Origin of the sequence: Paracoccus sp. MA, assembly GCF_020990385.1 — a bacterium.
Classification (GTDB): Bacteria; Pseudomonadota; Alphaproteobacteria; order Rhodobacterales; family Rhodobacteraceae; genus Paracoccus.
This window is the reverse complement of record NZ_CP087598.1, coordinates 2,329,238-2,345,701: the sequence shown is the minus strand read 5'-3', so window position 1 is coordinate 2,345,701 and position 16,464 is coordinate 2,329,238. Positions and strand designations below refer to the sequence as shown.

At 69.1% G+C, this 16,464-nt stretch carries 15 protein-coding genes; 12 read left to right on the top strand and 3 right to left on the bottom strand.

The features are described from left to right. Nucleotides 1–58: 58 nt before the first annotated feature. The 5 genes from LOS78_RS18770 (at nucleotide 59) to LOS78_RS18750 (ending at nucleotide 6,975) form a co-directional block, all read left to right on the top strand. The gene (locus LOS78_RS18770; RefSeq protein WP_230377768.1) at nucleotides 59–2,107 is read left to right on the top strand and encodes a glycosyltransferase family 2 protein; all 2,049 of its coding nucleotides are present in this window, start codon (nucleotides 59–61) and stop codon (nucleotides 2,105–2,107) included. Nucleotides 2,108–2,361: 254 nt separating this feature from the next. Next, nucleotides 2,362–3,750 carry an L-seryl-tRNA(Sec) selenium transferase gene (gene selA, locus LOS78_RS18765; RefSeq protein WP_230377767.1) on the top strand — a complete coding sequence of 463 codons (1,389 nt, stop codon included), beginning with the start codon at nucleotides 2,362–2,364 and terminating at the stop codon, nucleotides 3,748–3,750. 152 nt (nucleotides 3,751–3,902) lie between these two features. Beyond that, nucleotides 3,903–4,781, top strand: a complete 879-nt coding sequence (locus LOS78_RS18760; RefSeq protein ID WP_230377766.1) for a putative selenate ABC transporter substrate-binding protein — start codon at nucleotides 3,903–3,905, stop codon at nucleotides 4,779–4,781. Nucleotides 4,782–4,790: 9 nt separating this feature from the next. Beyond that, on the top strand, nucleotides 4,791–5,450 hold the full coding sequence (locus LOS78_RS18755) for an ATP-binding cassette domain-containing protein (RefSeq protein ID WP_028711563.1): 660 nt from the start codon (nucleotides 4,791–4,793) through the stop codon (nucleotides 5,448–5,450). Continuing rightward, a complete protein-coding gene (locus tag LOS78_RS18750) occupies nucleotides 5,416–6,975 on the top strand; it encodes an ABC transporter permease (RefSeq protein WP_230377765.1) in 1,560 nt (519 codons plus the stop codon). The genes LOS78_RS18755 and LOS78_RS18750 overlap by 35 nt, the downstream gene beginning before the upstream one ends. 4 nt (nucleotides 6,976–6,979) lie before the next feature. Here LOS78_RS18750 and LOS78_RS18745 read toward each other — a convergent pair whose 3' ends face one another. Beyond that, entirely contained in the window at nucleotides 6,980–7,885 is a 906-nt protein-coding gene (locus tag LOS78_RS18745; protein ID WP_230377764.1) for a LysR family transcriptional regulator, read from the bottom strand. Nucleotides 7,886–7,968: 83 nt separating this feature from the next. Here LOS78_RS18745 and LOS78_RS18740 point away from each other — a divergent pair, with 83 nt between their 5' ends. Further along, nucleotides 7,969–8,433 (top strand): PACE efflux transporter, encoded by a 465-nt coding sequence (locus LOS78_RS18740; RefSeq protein WP_230377763.1) that lies wholly within the window; start codon nucleotides 7,969–7,971, stop codon nucleotides 8,431–8,433. Here the strand turns inward: LOS78_RS18740 and LOS78_RS18735 are convergent. Continuing rightward, nucleotides 8,430–9,314: a LysR substrate-binding domain-containing protein gene (locus LOS78_RS18735; RefSeq protein WP_028711559.1), complete on the bottom strand. Its 885-nt coding sequence runs from the start codon at nucleotides 9,312–9,314 to the stop codon at nucleotides 8,430–8,432. The two genes, LOS78_RS18740 and LOS78_RS18735, sit on opposite strands and share 4 nt — an antisense overlap. Nucleotides 9,315–9,418: 104 nt before the next feature. On the opposite strand from LOS78_RS18735, the gene LOS78_RS18730 reads away from it, so the two are divergent. Next, a complete protein-coding gene (locus LOS78_RS18730; protein WP_230377762.1) occupies nucleotides 9,419–9,679 on the top strand; it encodes a hypothetical protein in 261 nt (86 codons plus the stop codon). 4 nt (nucleotides 9,680–9,683) lie between these two features. On the opposite strand, the gene LOS78_RS18725 is transcribed toward LOS78_RS18730, so the two are convergent. Then, a complete protein-coding gene (locus LOS78_RS18725) occupies nucleotides 9,684–10,637 on the bottom strand; it encodes a GlxA family transcriptional regulator (RefSeq protein ID WP_230377761.1) in 954 nt (317 codons plus the stop codon). An 86-nt stretch (nucleotides 10,638–10,723) separates the two neighbouring features. Between LOS78_RS18725 and LOS78_RS18720 the strand changes: the two genes are divergently transcribed. The 5 genes from LOS78_RS18720 to LOS78_RS18700 are packed head-to-tail and all read left to right on the top strand — an operon-like array spanning nucleotide 10,724 to nucleotide 16,463. Next, on the top strand, nucleotides 10,724–11,611 hold the full coding sequence (locus LOS78_RS18720) for a 3-keto-5-aminohexanoate cleavage protein (RefSeq protein WP_230377760.1): 888 nt from the start codon (nucleotides 10,724–10,726) through the stop codon (nucleotides 11,609–11,611). Between the two features lie 44 nt (nucleotides 11,612–11,655). Beyond that, a complete protein-coding gene (locus LOS78_RS18715) occupies nucleotides 11,656–13,215 on the top strand; it encodes an ABC transporter substrate-binding protein (RefSeq protein ID WP_230377759.1) in 1,560 nt (519 codons plus the stop codon). Beyond that, complete coding sequence (locus LOS78_RS18710) at nucleotides 13,212–14,666, top strand: carnitine 3-dehydrogenase (RefSeq protein WP_230377758.1); 1,455 nt, start codon at nucleotides 13,212–13,214, stop codon at nucleotides 14,664–14,666. The genes LOS78_RS18715 and LOS78_RS18710 overlap by 4 nt, the downstream gene beginning before the upstream one ends. Beyond that, nucleotides 14,663–15,640: an ABC transporter permease gene (locus tag LOS78_RS18705; protein ID WP_011751292.1), complete on the top strand. Its 978-nt coding sequence runs from the start codon at nucleotides 14,663–14,665 to the stop codon at nucleotides 15,638–15,640. The genes LOS78_RS18710 and LOS78_RS18705 overlap by 4 nt, the downstream gene beginning before the upstream one ends. A gap of 4 nt (nucleotides 15,641–15,644) precedes the next feature. Further along, a complete protein-coding gene (locus LOS78_RS18700) occupies nucleotides 15,645–16,463 on the top strand; it encodes an ABC transporter permease (protein WP_028711553.1) in 819 nt (272 codons plus the stop codon). The last annotated feature ends 1 nt before the right edge of the window (nucleotide 16,464 follow it).

The window sequence follows — 16,464 nt, the reverse complement described above, 5'->3', positions numbered from 1 at the left end:
TAGCGGCGCACAATCGGTTCGGCGGACAGGCGATCGGCTGCGGACGATCGTCTGCACGGTGAAGAACGAGGGGCCATTCTTTCTGGAATGGCTGGCCTATCACCGTCTGATCGGCTTCAACCGCTTCGTCATCTTCTCGAACGACTGCACCGACGGCACGCACGAGATCCTGCAGGCCCTGGACGGCGCCGGGCTGATCCATCACTTCGACAACAGCGAGCTGTCCACAGACTTGCCCGAGGACCCGCAGGTCCGCGCCTATACCCGCGCCAACCGCATGGAGATCGTGCGCGAGTCGGACTGGATCATGGTGATCGACGGCGACGAGTTCCTGCAGGTCAAGGTCGGGGACGGCACGCTGGACGCGCTGTTCGCGGCCATGCCCGACAACGCCGATGCCATCGGCCTGCCCTGGCGGATCTTCGGCTCGGGCGGGGTGATCGAATTCAGCGACCGGCTGCAGATCGACACCTTCCGCCGCGCCGCGCCGCTGGACTTCGCCCCCAGCCCCAACCATCTGGCGATCAAGACGCTGTTCCGCCCCGACCTTGTGCGGCGCTTCGGCGTACATCGCCCGGTCTACAAGGGCTCATCGGGCACGCCGCGCAATCCGCTGCTGTTCGTCAACGGCTCGGGCCAGGACGTCACCGAGCATTTCCTGCGCGGGCGCTGGTGCATGTCGCCGGCGCTGGCGGGGTTCGATCTCGCGCAGGTCAATCACTACATGATCCGGTCGCACGAGGTCTTCCTGATGAAGAAATGGCGCGGCACGGCGAACAGCGCCAATGCGCAGCGGATCAATTTCGAATATTTCGACAAGTACAACAGCAATCACGACGTCGATCGCGGCATGCTGCGCTGGGTGCCCGCCGTGACGCAGGAAATCGCAAGCCTCACCGCCGCGCTGCCCGAGCTGACGGCGCTGGGCCGGTCGGCCTTCGATCTTTATGCCGGCCAGATCGCCGAGCTGAAGTCCCGGCTGCTGCGGGAATCGCCGCAAGAGCACGACCGCCTCTTCGACCCCGAGGTGGTGCAGGCCGAGATCGAGGCGCAAGAGCGGCGGATCGCGAAGCTCCGCGCCACCGTGCCCGCCGCGGACCGGGTGCGGATGATGCCGCCCGAGCGGCCCTCGCAGGCCGGCCCGGCGCCGCAGGCCGGCAAGGGCGACGCCGCCGCCCGGGCCGCGGGCGGGGACGATGCCGCGCCGCCGCCCGTTCCGGCGGCACCCGGCTGGCTTCTGGAGCTGCGCGGCGATCCGGCGCGGCGCGGGTTCTTCCAGTCCTTCGAACAGACCGGGCTGCATTACGTCCAGCGCGACACCGACCAGCTGGTGATCAGCTTCGACAACCTGTCGGCGGTCAATATCGACCCCGTCGACCGCGAAAGCTGGGGCTACGGCTTCATCAGGAAGAACGGCTGGTCGCATCTGGGCGTCTTTGCCTATGCCGCGAAATGGTTCCGCGAGGATGCGCTGTTCGACTACCTGTCCGGGCTGGCGCGGGACGGGTTCTTTGCCCGGTTCCGGTCGGTGGCGCTGATCGGCACCTCGATGGGCGCCTATGCCGCCACCGCCCTGGCGCCGCTGGCTCCGGGCTGCACGGTGGTGGCGTTTTCCCCGCAATCGACGCTGAAGAAGGCGCTGGTGCCCTGGGAGAAACGCTTCAGCTCGGGGCGCAAGGCCGACTGGTCGGGCGATTTCGCCGACGGCGCCGAAGGCGCGCGGGCCGCGGGCAAGCTGTGGCTGGTCTACGATCCGCGCATCGAAGAGGACCGCCTGCATATCGAACGCTATCAGGGCGAGAACGTCTCGTTCCTGAGGGCGCGCTATGCCGGGCACAAGACGGCGCTGTTCCTGCGCCGGGCCGGCCTGCTAAGCACGGTGGTGCGCGAGGCGGTCACCGGCACGCTGACCGAAAGCCGGTTCTACGACCTCTATCGCCAGAGCCGCTCGATGCCCTGGTATCTGAACAGCACCGCGAACCGCATCGCCGAATCCGCGCATCCGCGGCGGCTGCAGCGGCTGGACGCCTATCTGAAGAAGGTCGAGAAGCCGCAGATTTCCCGCAACCTGCACGCCCGCTTCCCCGAGATCATGTCCTCGGCCTGATCCGCCGGGGCGGCGGCTTCGGCCAATGGCCGCCGTTCGTCACCAGGATCCGCGCGGTCTTGGCGTCCGGCGCCGCGACCATACCGGCCGCCGGCTCGCGCTGCCGAAGATGCGGCCGACCGTCTGGACATTTCCCCTGACCGGGCGAAGAGGTCGGATTGACAGGGCAGGGCGCAAAACCCAAGCTGGCCGGCGGGGTGAAATGCCTTTCCGCAGATGGCCCCCTGCGCAACCGCCGCCATTCCGAAGGATCCATGGACCCCCGCAGCGCCCTTCCCTCGATCGACAGGCTTTTGCGCCAGGCCGAGGCGCGGGAAATGATCGCGCATCACGGGCGCGACAATGTCGTCGGGATGCTGCGCGAATTGCTGCGGGACCGGCGCATGGCGGCGGGCCGCGGCGATGCGGCGGCGGGCGAGGGCGTGCTGGAGGAATGCGCCCGGCGGCTGGCCGCGCAGGCCCGGCCCTCGCTGCGGCCGGTGCTGAACCTCACCGGCACGGTCAACCACACCAATCTGGGCCGGGCGCTGCTGTCGCGCCGCGCCGCCGAGGCCGCCTTTCAGGCCATGGTCAATGCCACGAACTTGGAATACGACCTCGACGGCGGTGCGCGCGGCGACCGCGACAGCCATGTCGAGGCGCTGATCTGCCGGCTGACCGGGGCCGAGGCGGCGACGGTGGTGAACAACAACGCCGCCGCGGTGATGCTGATGCTGAACACCCTGGCCCTGGGGCGCGAGGTCGTCGTCTCGCGCGGGGAGCTGGTCGAGATCGGCGGCGCCTTCCGGGTGCCCGACGTGATGGCCCGCGCCGGCTGCCGCCTGCACGAGGTCGGCACCACCAACCGCACGCATCTGCGCGACTATGCCAATGCGGTGAACGATGACACCGCCGCCTTCATGAAGGTCCATGCCAGCAATTACGCCATCGAGGGCTTTACCGCCGAGGTGCCGCAGGCCGATCTGGCGGCGCTGGCCCGGCGGCACGGCATCCCCTTCCTGATCGACTTGGGCAGCGGCTCGCTGATCGATCTGGACGCCTTCGGCCTGCCGCCCGAGCCGACGGCGCGGCAGGCGATCCGCGACGGCGCCGACGCGGTGACCTTCAGCGGCGACAAGCTGCTGGGCGGGCCGCAATGCGGCATCATCGCCGGCTCGCGCGCGCTGGTGGACCGGATGCGGGCCAACCCGCTGAAACGGGCGCTGCGGGTGGACAAGATCATCCTGGCCGCGCTGGCCGAGACGCTGCAAAGCCATGGCGATCCCGAACGCGCCCGGGCCGAGGTCCCGACCCTGCGCCTGCTGACCCGGCCCCGGGACGAGATCCGCGCCTTGGCCGAGCGGCTTTGCCCGCAGGTCCGCGCCGCGCTGCAGGGCGCGGCCGAGGTCTCGGTCGTCGACTGCCTGAGCCAGATCGGCAGCGGCGCCCAGCCCGTGGACCTGCTGCCCAGCGCCGGGCTGGCCTTTGCCGAAACCGGCGCCGTCTCGGCCGCGCGCATCGCCCGGGCCTTCCGCGACCTGCCGCTGCCGGTGATCGGCCGCATCCACAGGGGGCAGTTCCTGCTGGATCTGCGCTGCCTTGAGGACCCGGCGCCCTTTCTGGCCCAGCTCGACCGGCTGCGCTTCGCGGGGCCGGCTGCGTGAATGCGGGCCATGCGCGGCGGAGTGCGGGCCGGCGGCAAGCCGGTCAGCCCCCCGGCGCCGCGCCTTGAGGCGGGCCGCCCGCCGTGGCAGGGAGGGCGCGCCGCAAGGGACGACGAGATGACGCAACCCGGTCCTGGACAGGAGAACGAGCCATGGAATTCAGCCTGAAACGCCGACAAGTCATCGCGGGCCTCGCCGCCTGCGCCGCGATCGCCCCCGGCCTGGGCCGCGCCGCCGAGGTGCTGCGCTTCTCGGCCATCCCGGACGAGGACGCGACGAAGCTGATGGGCCGCTTTACCAAGGTGGCCGAATACCTGTCCGGCAAGCTGGGCGTTCCGGTCGAATTCGTGCCGGTGAAATCCTATCCCGCCGCCGTGGTGGCCTTTCGCAACGACCAGATCCAGCTGGCCTGGTTCGGCGGGCTGTCGGGCGTGCAGGCCCGGCTGGCGCTGCCCGGCTCGGTCGCCATCGCCCAGGGCGAGGAGGACGCGGCCTTCGTCAGCTATTTCATCGCCAACAAGGCGGTCGGCCTGACCGAGAGCCCGGATTTCCCGCAGGCGGCCCAGGGACGCAGCTTCACCTTCGGCGCCAAGACCTCGACCTCGGGGCGGCTGATGCCGGAATACGAGATCCGGCGCAACACCGGCATGGCGCCCGAGGTGTTCTTTTCCCGGGTCGGCTTTTCCGGCGATCACACCAAGACCGTCGAGCTGGTGCAGAGCGGCGCCTACGAGATCGGCGCGGTCAACTTCACCGCCTATGACGACATGGTGGCCAAGGGCCAGGTCGATCCCGCCGAAGTTCCGGTCATCTGGCGCACGCCCTCCTATCCCGACTACAACTTCACCCTGCGCGGCGACGCCGACGACCGGTTCGGCGCAGGCTTTACCGAGCGGCTGAAAGCGGCGATCCTCGGCATGGACGATCCGGAGATTCTCGGTGCCTTTCCGCGCAGCAAGTTCATCCCCGCCAGCAACGCGGATTATGAGCCCATCGAAGAGGTCGCCCGGCAGCTCGACCTGCTGGACTGAGGCCGGCTGATGGTGGAACTGCGCGGGCAGACGCTGGCCTACGGCCCGACCGTGGTGCTGGAGAACGTGACGCTGGCGATCCGGCCCGGCGAGCGGGTGGCGCTGCTTGGCCGCAGCGGGGCTGGTAAATCCACCCTGCTGGCGGCGATCCGCGACAGCGCCATGGCGGCGGGCGAGGATGTGGCGCTGGTGCCGCAGGAAAACGGGCTGGTGCCGCAGCTGAGCCTGTTCCACAACGTCCATATGGGCCGGCTGCACCGGCATTCGGCCTTCTACAATCTGGTCACGCTGCTGCGCCCCTTTCGCCGCGACCGGGCCGAGGTGGCGGCGCTGGCGCGCGAGCTGGGGCTGGAGCCGCTGCTCGACCGCCCGGTCGAGCGGCTGTCGGGCGGCCAGCGCCAGCGCACGGCGGTGGCCCGCGCCATCCATGCCGGCGGCGGCTTCCTGCTGGCGGACGAGCCGGTCTCGGCGCTGGACGAGATGCAGGCGCCCGAGGTGCTGCGGGCGCTGCTGTCGCGCTTTCCGACCAGCGTGATCTCGCTGCACGATATCGGGCTGGCGCTGGCGCATTGCACCCGGCTGGTCGGGCTGAAGGACCGGCGTATCATCTTCGACCTGCGCACGGGCGAGCAGAATGCCTCCGACATCGACCGTCTCTACGCCGCTTGAGCCGCCGCGGCCGCGCCGGCGCGACAGGCCGCTGCGGCGGCTGCAGGTGGTGTGGATCGCGCTGACGCTGGCGGCGCTGGCGCTGTTCGCGGCCGATCTGCAGGTCAGCGCGCCCTCGCCCGGGGCGGTGCTGAAGGCGCTGGCGCTGGGCTTCGCGCGTCCCGATTTCCTGGCGCTGGAGAATCTGGGCCAGGCAATGCTGCTGACGCTGACCGTGGCCTTCGGCGGGGTCGCCATCGGCGCCGCGGCGGGCTTCGCCATGGCGCTGGCCTGGAACTGGCGGGCGGTCCGGGTGCTTTCGCTTTGCCTGCGCAGCGTGCACGAGCTGATCTGGGCGCTGTTCATCATCACCGTGACCGGCCCGGTGGCCATCGCGGCGGTGATGGCGCTGGCCCTGTCCTATAGCGGCATCTTCGCCAAGGTCTTCGGCGAGATCCTGGACGAGGCCGACCCCGCCCCGCGCGATGCCCTGCCGGGGCGCGGCCTGACGCTGTCCGGGCTGATCTATGCCAAGCTGGTGCCCAGCCTGCCGGCCTTCTGGAGCTATTTCTGCTATCGCATCGAATGCGGCATCCGCTCCAGCGCGGTGCTGGGCTTCGTCGGCCTGCCGACCCTGGGCTTCGAGCTCGACACGCTGTTCAAGCAGGGCCGCTACGACGGCGCGGCGGCGGTGCTGCTGCTGACCTATGCGCTGATCATCAGCCAGTCGCTGTGGCTGCGGCGGCGGCTGGTGCCGCTCTATGTGCTGGGGGCGCTGGCCTATCTTGCCGCGCTGTCGCCGGGCCAGGTCTCGGGCTTCGGGCTGTGGCAGCTTCTGGCGGTGGACATGGTGCCCGCGCCGCTGCGCGGCGCCGACCTGACGGCGGCGGGGACCTGGGGCGCCTTCGGCGACTGGCTCTGGCGGCTCGTCTCGCAGCAGGTCCTGCCGGGGGCCTGGGCCACGGTGCTGGTCAGCTATCTGGCCTTCGTGCTGTGCGGCATCGTCGCGCTTGTGGCATTCCCGCTGATCGTCACCGCGCTGGCCGGCCGGATCGGCGCCGGGCTGGGCCATGTGGCGCTGGTGATCATGCGCTCGACCCCGGAATACATGCTGGTCTTTGTCGGCGTGCAGGTGCTGGGCCCCTCGATGCTGCCGGCGGTGCTGGCGCTGGGGCTGCACAACGGCGCCATCATCGCCCATCTGGTCGGGCGGCAGGCCGAGGGCATGGTCCCGACCCTGCGCCCCGACCGGCCGGGCGGGGCCGGGCTTTATGCCTATGAGCTGGTGCCGCGCGTTTCCTCCGGGCTCATCGCCTATCTGTTCTATCGCGGCGAGATCATCCTGCGCGAAAGCATGATCCTGGGCATCCTGGGCATCGCCACGCTGGGCTTTTACGTGGACAGCGCCATCGCCACGCTGCGCTTCGATCGCGCCGCGCTGCTGGTGGTGGCGATGATCCTGCTGACGGCGCTGGCCGACTGGGCCTCTCGCGCGCTGCGCCGGCGGCTGAAGGTCGGCGCCGTCTCGACCCGGCCCTTCTGCTGAGGTCCTAGCCGGCGCCCGGGGCCGGAAAGCCGCTGATCCGCATGGCGGCAAAGCGTTCGCGCAGCCAGCGCGCGGCCGGGCCGCTGGGGCGCTGCTTGTGCCAGACCAGTTCCAGCGCCACCGGCCAGTCGGCGCCGTCGAATTGCAGCGCCGGGGTGACCAGATCGTCCCGCACCGGCGATTCCTCGATGATGTGGTCGGGCACCAGCGCCCAGCCGATGCCGCGGCGCACCAGTTGCAGGATCACCCAGTGGCTTTCCACCCACCAGACCTCGGCCGCCGTGCGCAGGCGCTGCTTTTCCGGTCCCTCGCTGCGCACCGCGACCATCAGCTGGCGGTGGCGCTTCAAGTCCTCCCAGTCCACCACCGTATGGGCCAGCGGGTGGTCCTTGCCGCAGACCAGCTTCAGCGGCACCCAGCCCAGCGTGTGGAAGGCGATCTCGGTCGGCAGCACCTCTTGCCGCCACATCACGCCGATATCGGCCTTGCCGTCCAGCACCAGCCGGCTGACATCCTCCATCATCGGGAACAGCAGCTCCAGCTCGACATGCGGGAAGCGCGCGGCGAATTCGGCGAACAGCGTCGCCAGCGGCTCTTCGGGATAAAGCTCGTCGATGGCGACGACCAGCCGGTGCTCGACATGCGCGGTCAGGCTGGCGGCGACGCCGATCAGGTGCTCGCGGCGGTCCAGCACCACGCGGGCCTCGGCCAGCAGCCGCTCGCCCGCGGGCGTCAGCACCGGGTTGCGTCCTTCGCGGCTGAACAGCGCCACGCCCAGGTCGTCCTCGAGATTCGAGACCTGGGTGCTGATCGCCGACTGCGCCTTGCGCAGCGCCCGGCCGGCGGCCGAGAACGAGCCGTGCTGCGCGGCGGCGACAAAGGCTTCCAGCTGGTCCAGCGTGACGGTCATCTATCTGCAAATCCGATGGTATCTAACTTTGTATTCTGGAAAATACAGATAGAAAGCGCAGCAAGCAACGATGAGGAATCACGATGACGATGCGCAGTTTCCCGGACCGGGTCCGCCACGCGGTGAGCTTCGAGCTGATCGGCCTGGCGATCGTCACCCCGCTGGCCGCCTGGATCTATGACAAGCCGGTGTTCGACATGGGCGTCGTCGGCGTCGGCGCGGCGACGCTGGCCACGGTCTGGACTTTTGTCTTCAACCTGGGCTTCGACCACGCCATGCGGCGCTGGGTCGGCCATGTCGGCAAGTCGCTGCGTCACCGGCTGCTGCATACCGCGCTGTTCGAGCTGGGCCTGCTGGTCATGCTGCTGCCGCCGATGGCCTGGTATCTGGGCATGACGCTGTGGCAGACGCTGCTGCTCGACCTGTTCATCGTGGCCTTCTATCTGGTCTACAACTTCGTCTTCAACATCGCCTATGACCGGATCTTCCCCCTGCCTGCCGCGCCGCAGGGTCGCGGGCGGGGTCACGGGCGCCGCCAGCCGGCCTAGCCCGGATCGCAGGCGATCTCGTCCAGCAGGAAGGCGCGGAACTTGCGGATCGCAGGACGGTTGCGGCGGCCCTTGGGATAGACCAGCCAGAAGCTGCGGCCGTTCTGCGCCACCAGCGGAAAGGGCTGGATCAGGCTGCCGGTCGCCAGCTCGAAGCGGAAGAAGCGCGGCGTCAGCAGCGCCACGCCGTAACCCTCCAGCGCCGCCCGCGCCTCGTGCAGGTCGGTCGAGAGCGTCAGGCCGGGCTTGGGCGGGGCCTCCCAGAAATCCACCCCCGCCTCGCGCATCCAGACCGCCCAGTTCGGGTCCACCCGGTCCAGCAGCGGCAGCTTCAGCAGGTCGGCGGGCTCGCGCAGCTCGTGCTTCCTGGCCAGCGCCGGCGACAGCATGGGGGTGTATTCGATGGGCATCAGGAAATGCTCCTCGACCCCCGGCCAGCCGCCCTCGCCGGCGCGGATGGCGACGGTGATGTCCTCGCGCCCGAAATCGACCAGATTGTCGCTGGTCTCCAGCCGCACCGCCAGGTTCGGGTGGTTCATCTGGAACTTGCCCAGCCGCGGCGACAGCCAGGCCCCGGCAAAGGTCGGCACGGTCGAGATCGACAGGGTCGAGACCGAATCCGCCGAGGGGTCGGCAAAGGCTTCGCGCAGCATGTCGAAGGCGTCGATGGTCGGACGGGCGAACAGCGCCCCGGTCTCGGTCAGCACGATCTCGCGCGGCTTGCGCAGGAACAGCGGCGTGCCGAGCCGTTCCTCGAGCAAACGGATCTGATAGCTGACCGCGGCCTGGGTCATGCCCAGTTCCTCGGCGGCGCGGGTGAAGTTCAGGTGCCGCGCCACCGCCTCGAAGGCGCGCAGGGCGGCAAGCGGGGGAATCGACATAAGCCTGCCTTATGGATGCTTGCCGAGGCTTTGTTGGTCATTGCCGTGGAAACCTAGCATGATCGAAGCGTGGATCAACCATGACCACCGAAAGGAGGGCAAAAATGTCCGATAATTCCGTATGCGATCGCCAACGCCCCTTCCTGCCGGGCCTGACCCGGCTGCTTTTCGGTGTGCTGCGCCGGGATAAGCCCAGCCTATCGCCATGCGAGGGGCGCATGGCGGCGCTGGACCATCCCGCGACCCGCAAGGCGCTGGCCGATCTGCCGGCGCATCTGCTGCGCGACATCGGTGTCGCCGACACGCGCAGCGACACGGCCGCCCCGCCGCAGGAAGGCGACGCGCTGCGCCGGCATCTGTGGTAAGGCGTCAGCCCGCCGCGCTTTTGCGCACGGTTTCTCCGAACTGCTTGCGATAGGCGCGCGCCAGCGTGGCGGGCGACGAAAACCCGGTGCGCGAGGCGATCTCGCCCAGCGTCAGCTTGGTCTCCAAGGCCAGCGCCCGGGCATGGGACAGCCGGATCTGCCGGTAATAGCCGCCGGCCGACAGGCCCAGATGGGCATGGAACAGCCGGTCCATGCTGCGCGGCGACAGCGCCGCGCGCTCGGCGATGCGGGGCAGGGGCAAGGGCTGTTCGGCGGTCTCGCGCATGGCGACGATGGCGCGCTGCAGCGACGGCGGCAGCGCGCTGTCGGTCATGCGGCTGGGCAATTGCCATTCCACCGGATCGGTGCTGCGGCCCATCACCCGGCCGAACATGTTCGCCACGTCGAAGCGCAGCGCCTCGCCCGCCTGCGCGCCGATCAGGTCCAGCGACCAGCTGAGCACGCTTTGCGCGCCGCCGCAGGTGACGATGTTGCCATCCGCGACATAGGGGTCCGCCACCACGGTGATTTCGGGGAAAGCCTCGGCCAGTGCCCCGCGCTCCATCCAGTGGATCGCGGCCCGGCGCCCGGCCAGCAGGCCCATGCGGGCCAGCAGCCACGCGCCGGTATCAAGGCCCCCCACCACCGGCAGCCCCCGCGCCTTGCGCAGCACCGCCTGCGCCGAATCGCGCTGCAGGTGGTCGCGCATGCCATAGCCCGAAACCAGGATCAGCGCATCCGTCGCCCCCACCCGTTCCAGCGGCAGATCGACCGAGATCGCCAGCCGCGAGGAACTGGTCACCGCCCCGCCGTCCAGCGAAGCGACCTGCCAGGAAAACAGCCGCCGCCCCGACAGGTCGCGCGCCGCCCGCAGGGGCTCGATGGCGCTGGCCAGCACCATGTTCGAGAAGCCGTCGAACAGCAGGAAGGTCAGGTGCAGCGGCGATTTTGGCGACATGGGCAAAGATTATGGCGTAAATTGCACATCATGCCAGCGGAATAGCTGTCAGGCTGCGGTGAAATCACATATTGCCGGAGCCATGAATGAACCGTGACGTCTTCATCACCTGCGCGGTGACCGGATCGGGGCAGAGCCACAAGAAGTCCGACCTGGTGCCGATCACGCCCCGCCAGATCGCCGAAGCCTGCATCGAGGCGGCGAATGCGGGCGCGGCCATCGCCCATGTGCATGTGCGCGATCCCCAGACCGGCGCGCCCTCGCGCGACCCGGCGCTGTATCGCGAGGTGGTGGACCGGGTGCGTTCCGCGGGCACCGACGTGGTGCTGAACCTGACGGCGGGCATGGGCGGCGACATCGTGCTGGGCTCGGCCGAGGCGCCGCTGCCGCTGTCGCCGCAATCCGACCTAATCGGCGCCAGCGAGCGGCTGGTGCATGTCGAGGAACTGCTGCCCGAGATCTGCACCCTCGATTGCGGCACGATGAACTTCGCCGAGGCCGATTACGTCATGACCAACACCCCCGGCACGCTGCGCGCCATGGCGGCGCGCATCCAGGCGGCGGGGGTGCGGCCCGAGATCGAGGTCTTCGACACCGGCCATCTGTGGCTGGCCAAGACGCTGGTGGAGGAGGGGCTGATCGACGATCCGGTGATGATCCAGCTGTGCATGGGCATCGCCTATGGCGCGCCCGCCGATCCCAACAGCCTGATGGCGATGGTGAACAACATTCCGCCCGGCTGGGTCTATTCCATGTTCTCGATCGGGCGGATGCAATTGCCTTACGTCGCGCAGGCGGCGCTGGCGGGCGGCAATGTGCGTGTGGGGCTTGAGGACAACATCTGGCTCGACAAGGGCGTGCCGGCCCGCAACGGCGATCTGGTCGAGCGGGCGGCGACGATCCTGAATGCGATGGGCTGCCGCATCCTCGGCCCGCAGGAGGTGCGCGACACGCTGAAGCTGACCCGGCGCTGAGCCGCAGGCCGAACCAATCCATAACACAAGACAGGGGGTCCACCATGAGCATCAATCTGACGAGTCGGGGGCTGACAAGGCGGGGCTTGCTGGCCGGCGCGGCGGGCATGGCGGCGGCGGGGCTGATCCTGCCGCGCGGCGCGCGGGCGCAGGAGGCGAAGCGCGGCGGCAGGCTGCGCATCGGCCATCTGGGCGGTGCGACCTCGGACACGCTGGACCCGGCGACCTATGCCGCCGGCCCGGTGGTGACGGCGATGCTGGCGGTCTGCAACAACCTGGTCGAGATCGACGCCAAGGGCCAGGCCGTGCCCGAACTGGCCGAGTTCGAGCCCGATGCCGAGGCCCGGGTCTGGACCTTCCGCCTGAAGGACGGCGTCACCTTCTCGGACGGGCGCAAGGTCACGGCGCGGGACGTGATCGCGTCCTTCGACCACCATCGCGGTGCCGATACCAAGTCCGGCGCCAAGGGCTCGCTGGAGCAGGTCAAGGAGATCCGCGCCGACGGCGACAATGTCGTGGTGTTCGAGCTGACCTCAGGCAATGCCGATTTCGCCTATCTGACTTCGGACTATCACTTCGTCATCATGCCGGCGAACGAGGACGGCACGCTGGACTGGCAGTCGGGCCTGGGCACCGGCGGCTATGTGCTGGAGAATTTCGAGCCCGGCGTGCGTATCACGCTCAAGCGCCGCGACGATTACTGGAAGCCCGACCGCGCCTGGTTCGACGAGGCGGTGCTGCTGACCATCAACGACGCCACCGCCCGGCAGAATGCGCTGATGACCGGCGAGGTCGATGTCATCAACTCGCCCGACCTCGCCACCCTGCACCTGTTGCAGCGCCGGCCCGGCCTGCAACTGGTCGAGGTGACGGGAACTGCGCATTACACCATGCCGATGTTCTGCGACCAGGCGCCCTTTACCGATCCGAACCTGCGGCTGGCGCTGAAATACGCTATCGACCGGCAGGAGGTGCTGGACAAGGTGCTGCGCGGCCATGGCCAGATCGCCAATGACAGCCCGATCGCGCCGGCGAACCGCTTCTTTGCCGCCGACCTGCCGCAGCGGGCCTATGACCCTGACAAGGCGAAACATTACCTGAAACAGGCCGGCATGGAGGGGCTGAAGGTCGAGATTTCCGCCTCGGACGCGGCCTCGGTCGGGGCGCTCGACATGGTGCAGCTGTTCCAGCAATCGGCCAAGGCGGCCGGGATCGAGCTGACCGTCAAGCGCGAGCCGGACGACGGCTATTGGTCCAATGTCTGGCTGAAGAAGCCCTTCTGCGTCAGCTACTGGAACGGCCGCCCGACCGAGGACGACATGTTCAGCCTGGTCTATGCCCGGGGCGCCGAGTGGAACGAGAGCCACTGGGACAACGAACGCTTCAACGAGTTGCTGCTGAAGGCGCGGGCCGAGCTGGACGACAGCCTGCGCGCCGAGATGTATCGCGAGATGCAGGGGCTGGTCTCCGAGGACGGCGGCACCATCATCCCGATCTTCGTGAACTATATCGACGTGGCCAATGACAAGGTGGCGCATGGCGAGGTGGCGTCGAACCGCTTCCTCGACGGCTGGAAGATCGTGGAACGGTGGTGGCAGGCATGAAGATCGCGGCAATCGGCGGCGGGGTCATCGGCGGCGGCTGGATCGCCCGCTTCATCCTCTCGGGGCATGACGTGGCGGTCCACGACCCCCACCCCGAGGCGCAGCGCATCGTCGGCGAGGTGCTGGCGAATGCCACCCGCGCCTGGGAAAGGCTGTTCCAGGCGCCGCTGCCCCGGCCGGGGCGCATCCTCTGGGCCGACTCGCTGGCCGAGGCGGTCCGGGACGCGGACTATATCCAGGAAAGCGTGCCCGAGCGGCTGGAGCTGAAGCACCGCATCATCGCCGAGATCGAGGCCGCCGCGCCCGGGACGGCGCTGATCGGCTCCTCGACCTCGGGCTTCAAGCCGTCCGAGTTGCGGCAGGGGGCGCGGCATCCCGCCCGCATCCTCGTCGCCCATCCGTTCAATCCGGTCTATCTCTTGCCGGTGGTCGAGGTCGTGGGCGGCGGCGCGGCGGCGGATCGCGCCTGCGAGATCCTGACCGAAATCGGCATGAAGCCGGTCCGGATCGCGCGCGAGATCGACGCCCATATCGGCGACCGCCTGCTGGAAGCCGTCTGGCGCGAGGCGCTGTGGCTGGTCCATGACGGCATCGCCACCACCGAGGAGATCGACGACATCATCCGCTTCGGCTTCGGCCTGCGCTGGGCGCAGATGGGCCTGTTCGAGACCTATCGCATCGCCGGCGGCGAGGCCGGGATGCGGCATTTCCTGGGCCAGTTCGGCCCGGCGCTGAAATGGCCCTGGACCAAGCTGATGGAGGTGCCCGACCTCGACGAGGCGCTGATCGACCGTATCGCCGGCCAGTCCGACGCGCAGTCGGGCCGGCATTCGATCCGCGAGCTGGAGCGGATCCGCGACGACAACCTGGTCGGCATCTTCCAAGCGCTCAAGGCGAACGACTGGGGTGTCGGCCAGACCGTGCGCGCGCAGGAGGACGGCTTCTATGCCCGCGCGCCCGTGCGGGCCGAGGGCTATCCGCTGCGCATCCATCAGGCCCGCGTGACCGGCGGCTGGGTCGACTACAACGGCCACATGACCGAGTTCCGCTATCTGCAGGTGCTGGGCGATGCGACGGACGCCTTCCTGATCCATATCGGGCTGGATGCCGATTACCGGGCGCAGGGCCGCTCGGCCTATACGGTCGAGACCCATATCCGCCACCTGGCCGAGGTGAAGGCCGGCGAGCTTTTGACCGTCGAGACCCGGCTGCTGGGCCATGACGCCAAACGCTTCCGCCTGCATCACGCCATCCTGCGCGAGGACGGCAGCGAGGCCGCGACCGGCGAGCACATGCTGCTGCATGTCGATACCGGCGAGGGCCGCGCCATCCCGATGCCGCCGGCGCTGCTGGAGGCGTTGGACCGGGTGGCCGCGCAGGACGGCGCGCCGCATCCCGACCATGCCGGCGCCGGCATCCGCCCGATCCGCCAGAAGGAGGCCACCGCATGAGCGCCGCCGAGGCCCGGCGGCGGCCCATCCTGAGGATGATCGCGGGCCGGCTGGGCATCGGGGTCTTTACGCTCTTCGTCATCTCGGTGCTGATCTTCCTGGCCGTCAGCCTGTTGCCCGGCGATATCGCCCAGCAGGTGCTGGGCCAGTCCGCCACGCCCGAGACCGTCGCCGCCTTCCGGCGCGAGCTTGGGCTGGATCAGCCCCTGGCCTGGCGCTATCTCGACTGGGTCGGCGGGGTGTTGTCGGGCGATTTCGGCCGCTCGCTGGCCAATGGCCGGCCGGTGGCGGACCTGCTGGCCGCGCGGCTGGGCAACACGCTGTTCCTGGCCGCCTATGCGGCGGTGATCGCGGTGCCGCTGGCGGTGGGGCTGGGCCTGCTCGCCGCTTTGTGGCGCGGCAGCTGGTTCGACCGCATCGCCAATGTGGCAACGCTGTCGGCGATCTCGTTTCCGGAATTCTTCATCGCCTATATCCTGATGTTCTGGCTGTCGGTCAGGATGGGCTGGTTCCCCTCGATCGCCGATCCCGGCGCCTCGCCGCGGCTGGCCGAGATGCTGGGCCGCGCCTTCCTGCCCGCGATCACGCTGGTCCTGGTGGTGACCGCCCACATGATGCGGATGACGCGGGCGGCGGTGGTCAACGTGCTGGGCGCGCCCTATGTCACCATGGCGCGGCTGAAAGGGGTGTCGCGCTGGCGCGTCGTCACCCGCCACGCCCTGCCGAACGCGCTGGCCCCCATCGTCAACGTGGTGGCGCTGAACGTGGCCTGGCTGATCACCGGCGTCGTCATCGTCGAGGTTGTCTTCGTCTATCCCGGCCTCGGTCAGCTGATGGTGGACAGCGTCACCAACCGCGACATTCCGGTGGTGCAGGCCTGCGCGCTGATCTTCGCCGCGGTCTATATCCTGCTGAACCTGCTGGCCGACGTTCTGGCGATCGCCACGAACCCCCGCCTGCTGCATCCGAGGTAAGCCCATGATCCGGATGCTGAAAACCATGCCGCCGACTGCGATCCTGGGGGTTCTGGTCATCGCCGCCTATGCGGTGATCGCGCTCTTCGCGCCGCTGCTGGCCCCCCATGCCGAGGCGCAGATCGTCGGCGCCCAGTTCGAGCCGTGGAGCGCCGCCTATCCCCTTGGCACCGACACGCTGGGCCGGGACATGCTGTCGCGGCTGATCTGGGGCGCGCGCAATACCGTGGGCGTGGCGCTGGTCACCACGGCGCTGGCCTTCGGCATCGGCGCCATTGCCGGACTGCTGGCGGCGGCGCTTGGCGGCTGGGTCGATCTGGCGCTGTCGCGGCTGGTCGACGTGCTGATGGCGGTGCCGGCGCTGATCCTGACGCTGCTGGCCCTGTCGGCGCTGGGGCCGGGGGTGGCGAACCTGGTCGTGGTGGTGGCGATCCTCGATTCCACGCGGGTCTTTCGCCTGGCCCGTGCCACGGCGATGAACGTCATGGTGATGGACTATGTCGAGGCGGCGCAGCTGCGCGGCGAGGGCACCTGGTGGATCATCAGCCGCGAGGTGCTGCCGAACATCTCGGCGCCGCTGATCGCCGAGTTCGGGCTGCGGTTCTGCTTCGTGTTCCTGACCATCTCGGCGCTCAGCTTCCTGGGCCTCGGCCTGCCGCCGCCGATGGCGGACTGGGGCGCGATGGTGCGCGACAATGCGGCGCTGATCACCTTCGGCGACATCACGCCGCTGCTGCCCGCCGCCTGCATCGCCGTGCTGACGGTCTCGGTCAATTTCGTGGTGGACTGGATGCTGCACCGCGCCTCGGGTCTGAAGGACTGAA

Excerpts from the sequence above, each read along its gene's own strand:
- selA (WP_230377767.1), top strand. The coding sequence starts at position 2,362 with ATGGACCCCCGCAGCGCCCTTCCCTCGATCGACAGGCTTTTGCGCCAG.
- LOS78_RS18760 (WP_230377766.1), top strand. The coding sequence starts at position 3,903 with ATGGAATTCAGCCTGAAACGCCGACAAGTCATCGCGGGCCTCGCCGCC.
- LOS78_RS18755 (WP_028711563.1), top strand. The coding sequence starts at position 4,791 with ATGGTGGAACTGCGCGGGCAGACGCTGGCCTACGGCCCGACCGTGGTG.
- LOS78_RS18750 (WP_230377765.1), top strand. The coding sequence starts at position 5,416 with ATGCCTCCGACATCGACCGTCTCTACGCCGCTTGAGCCGCCGCGGCCG.
- LOS78_RS18745 (WP_230377764.1), bottom strand. The coding sequence starts at position 7,885 with ATGACCGTCACGCTGGACCAGCTGGAAGCCTTTGTCGCCGCCGCGCAG.
- LOS78_RS18740 (WP_230377763.1), top strand. The coding sequence starts at position 7,969 with ATGACGATGCGCAGTTTCCCGGACCGGGTCCGCCACGCGGTGAGCTTC.
- LOS78_RS18735 (WP_028711559.1), bottom strand. The coding sequence starts at position 9,314 with ATGTCGATTCCCCCGCTTGCCGCCCTGCGCGCCTTCGAGGCGGTGGCG.
- LOS78_RS18730 (WP_230377762.1), top strand. The coding sequence starts at position 9,419 with ATGTCCGATAATTCCGTATGCGATCGCCAACGCCCCTTCCTGCCGGGC.
- LOS78_RS18725 (WP_230377761.1), bottom strand. The coding sequence starts at position 10,637 with ATGTCGCCAAAATCGCCGCTGCACCTGACCTTCCTGCTGTTCGACGGC.
- LOS78_RS18720 (WP_230377760.1), top strand. The coding sequence starts at position 10,724 with ATGAACCGTGACGTCTTCATCACCTGCGCGGTGACCGGATCGGGGCAG.
- LOS78_RS18715 (WP_230377759.1), top strand. The coding sequence starts at position 11,656 with ATGAGCATCAATCTGACGAGTCGGGGGCTGACAAGGCGGGGCTTGCTG.
- LOS78_RS18710 (WP_230377758.1), top strand. The coding sequence starts at position 13,212 with ATGAAGATCGCGGCAATCGGCGGCGGGGTCATCGGCGGCGGCTGGATC.
- LOS78_RS18705 (WP_011751292.1), top strand. The coding sequence starts at position 14,663 with ATGAGCGCCGCCGAGGCCCGGCGGCGGCCCATCCTGAGGATGATCGCG.
- LOS78_RS18700 (WP_028711553.1), top strand. The coding sequence starts at position 15,645 with ATGATCCGGATGCTGAAAACCATGCCGCCGACTGCGATCCTGGGGGTT.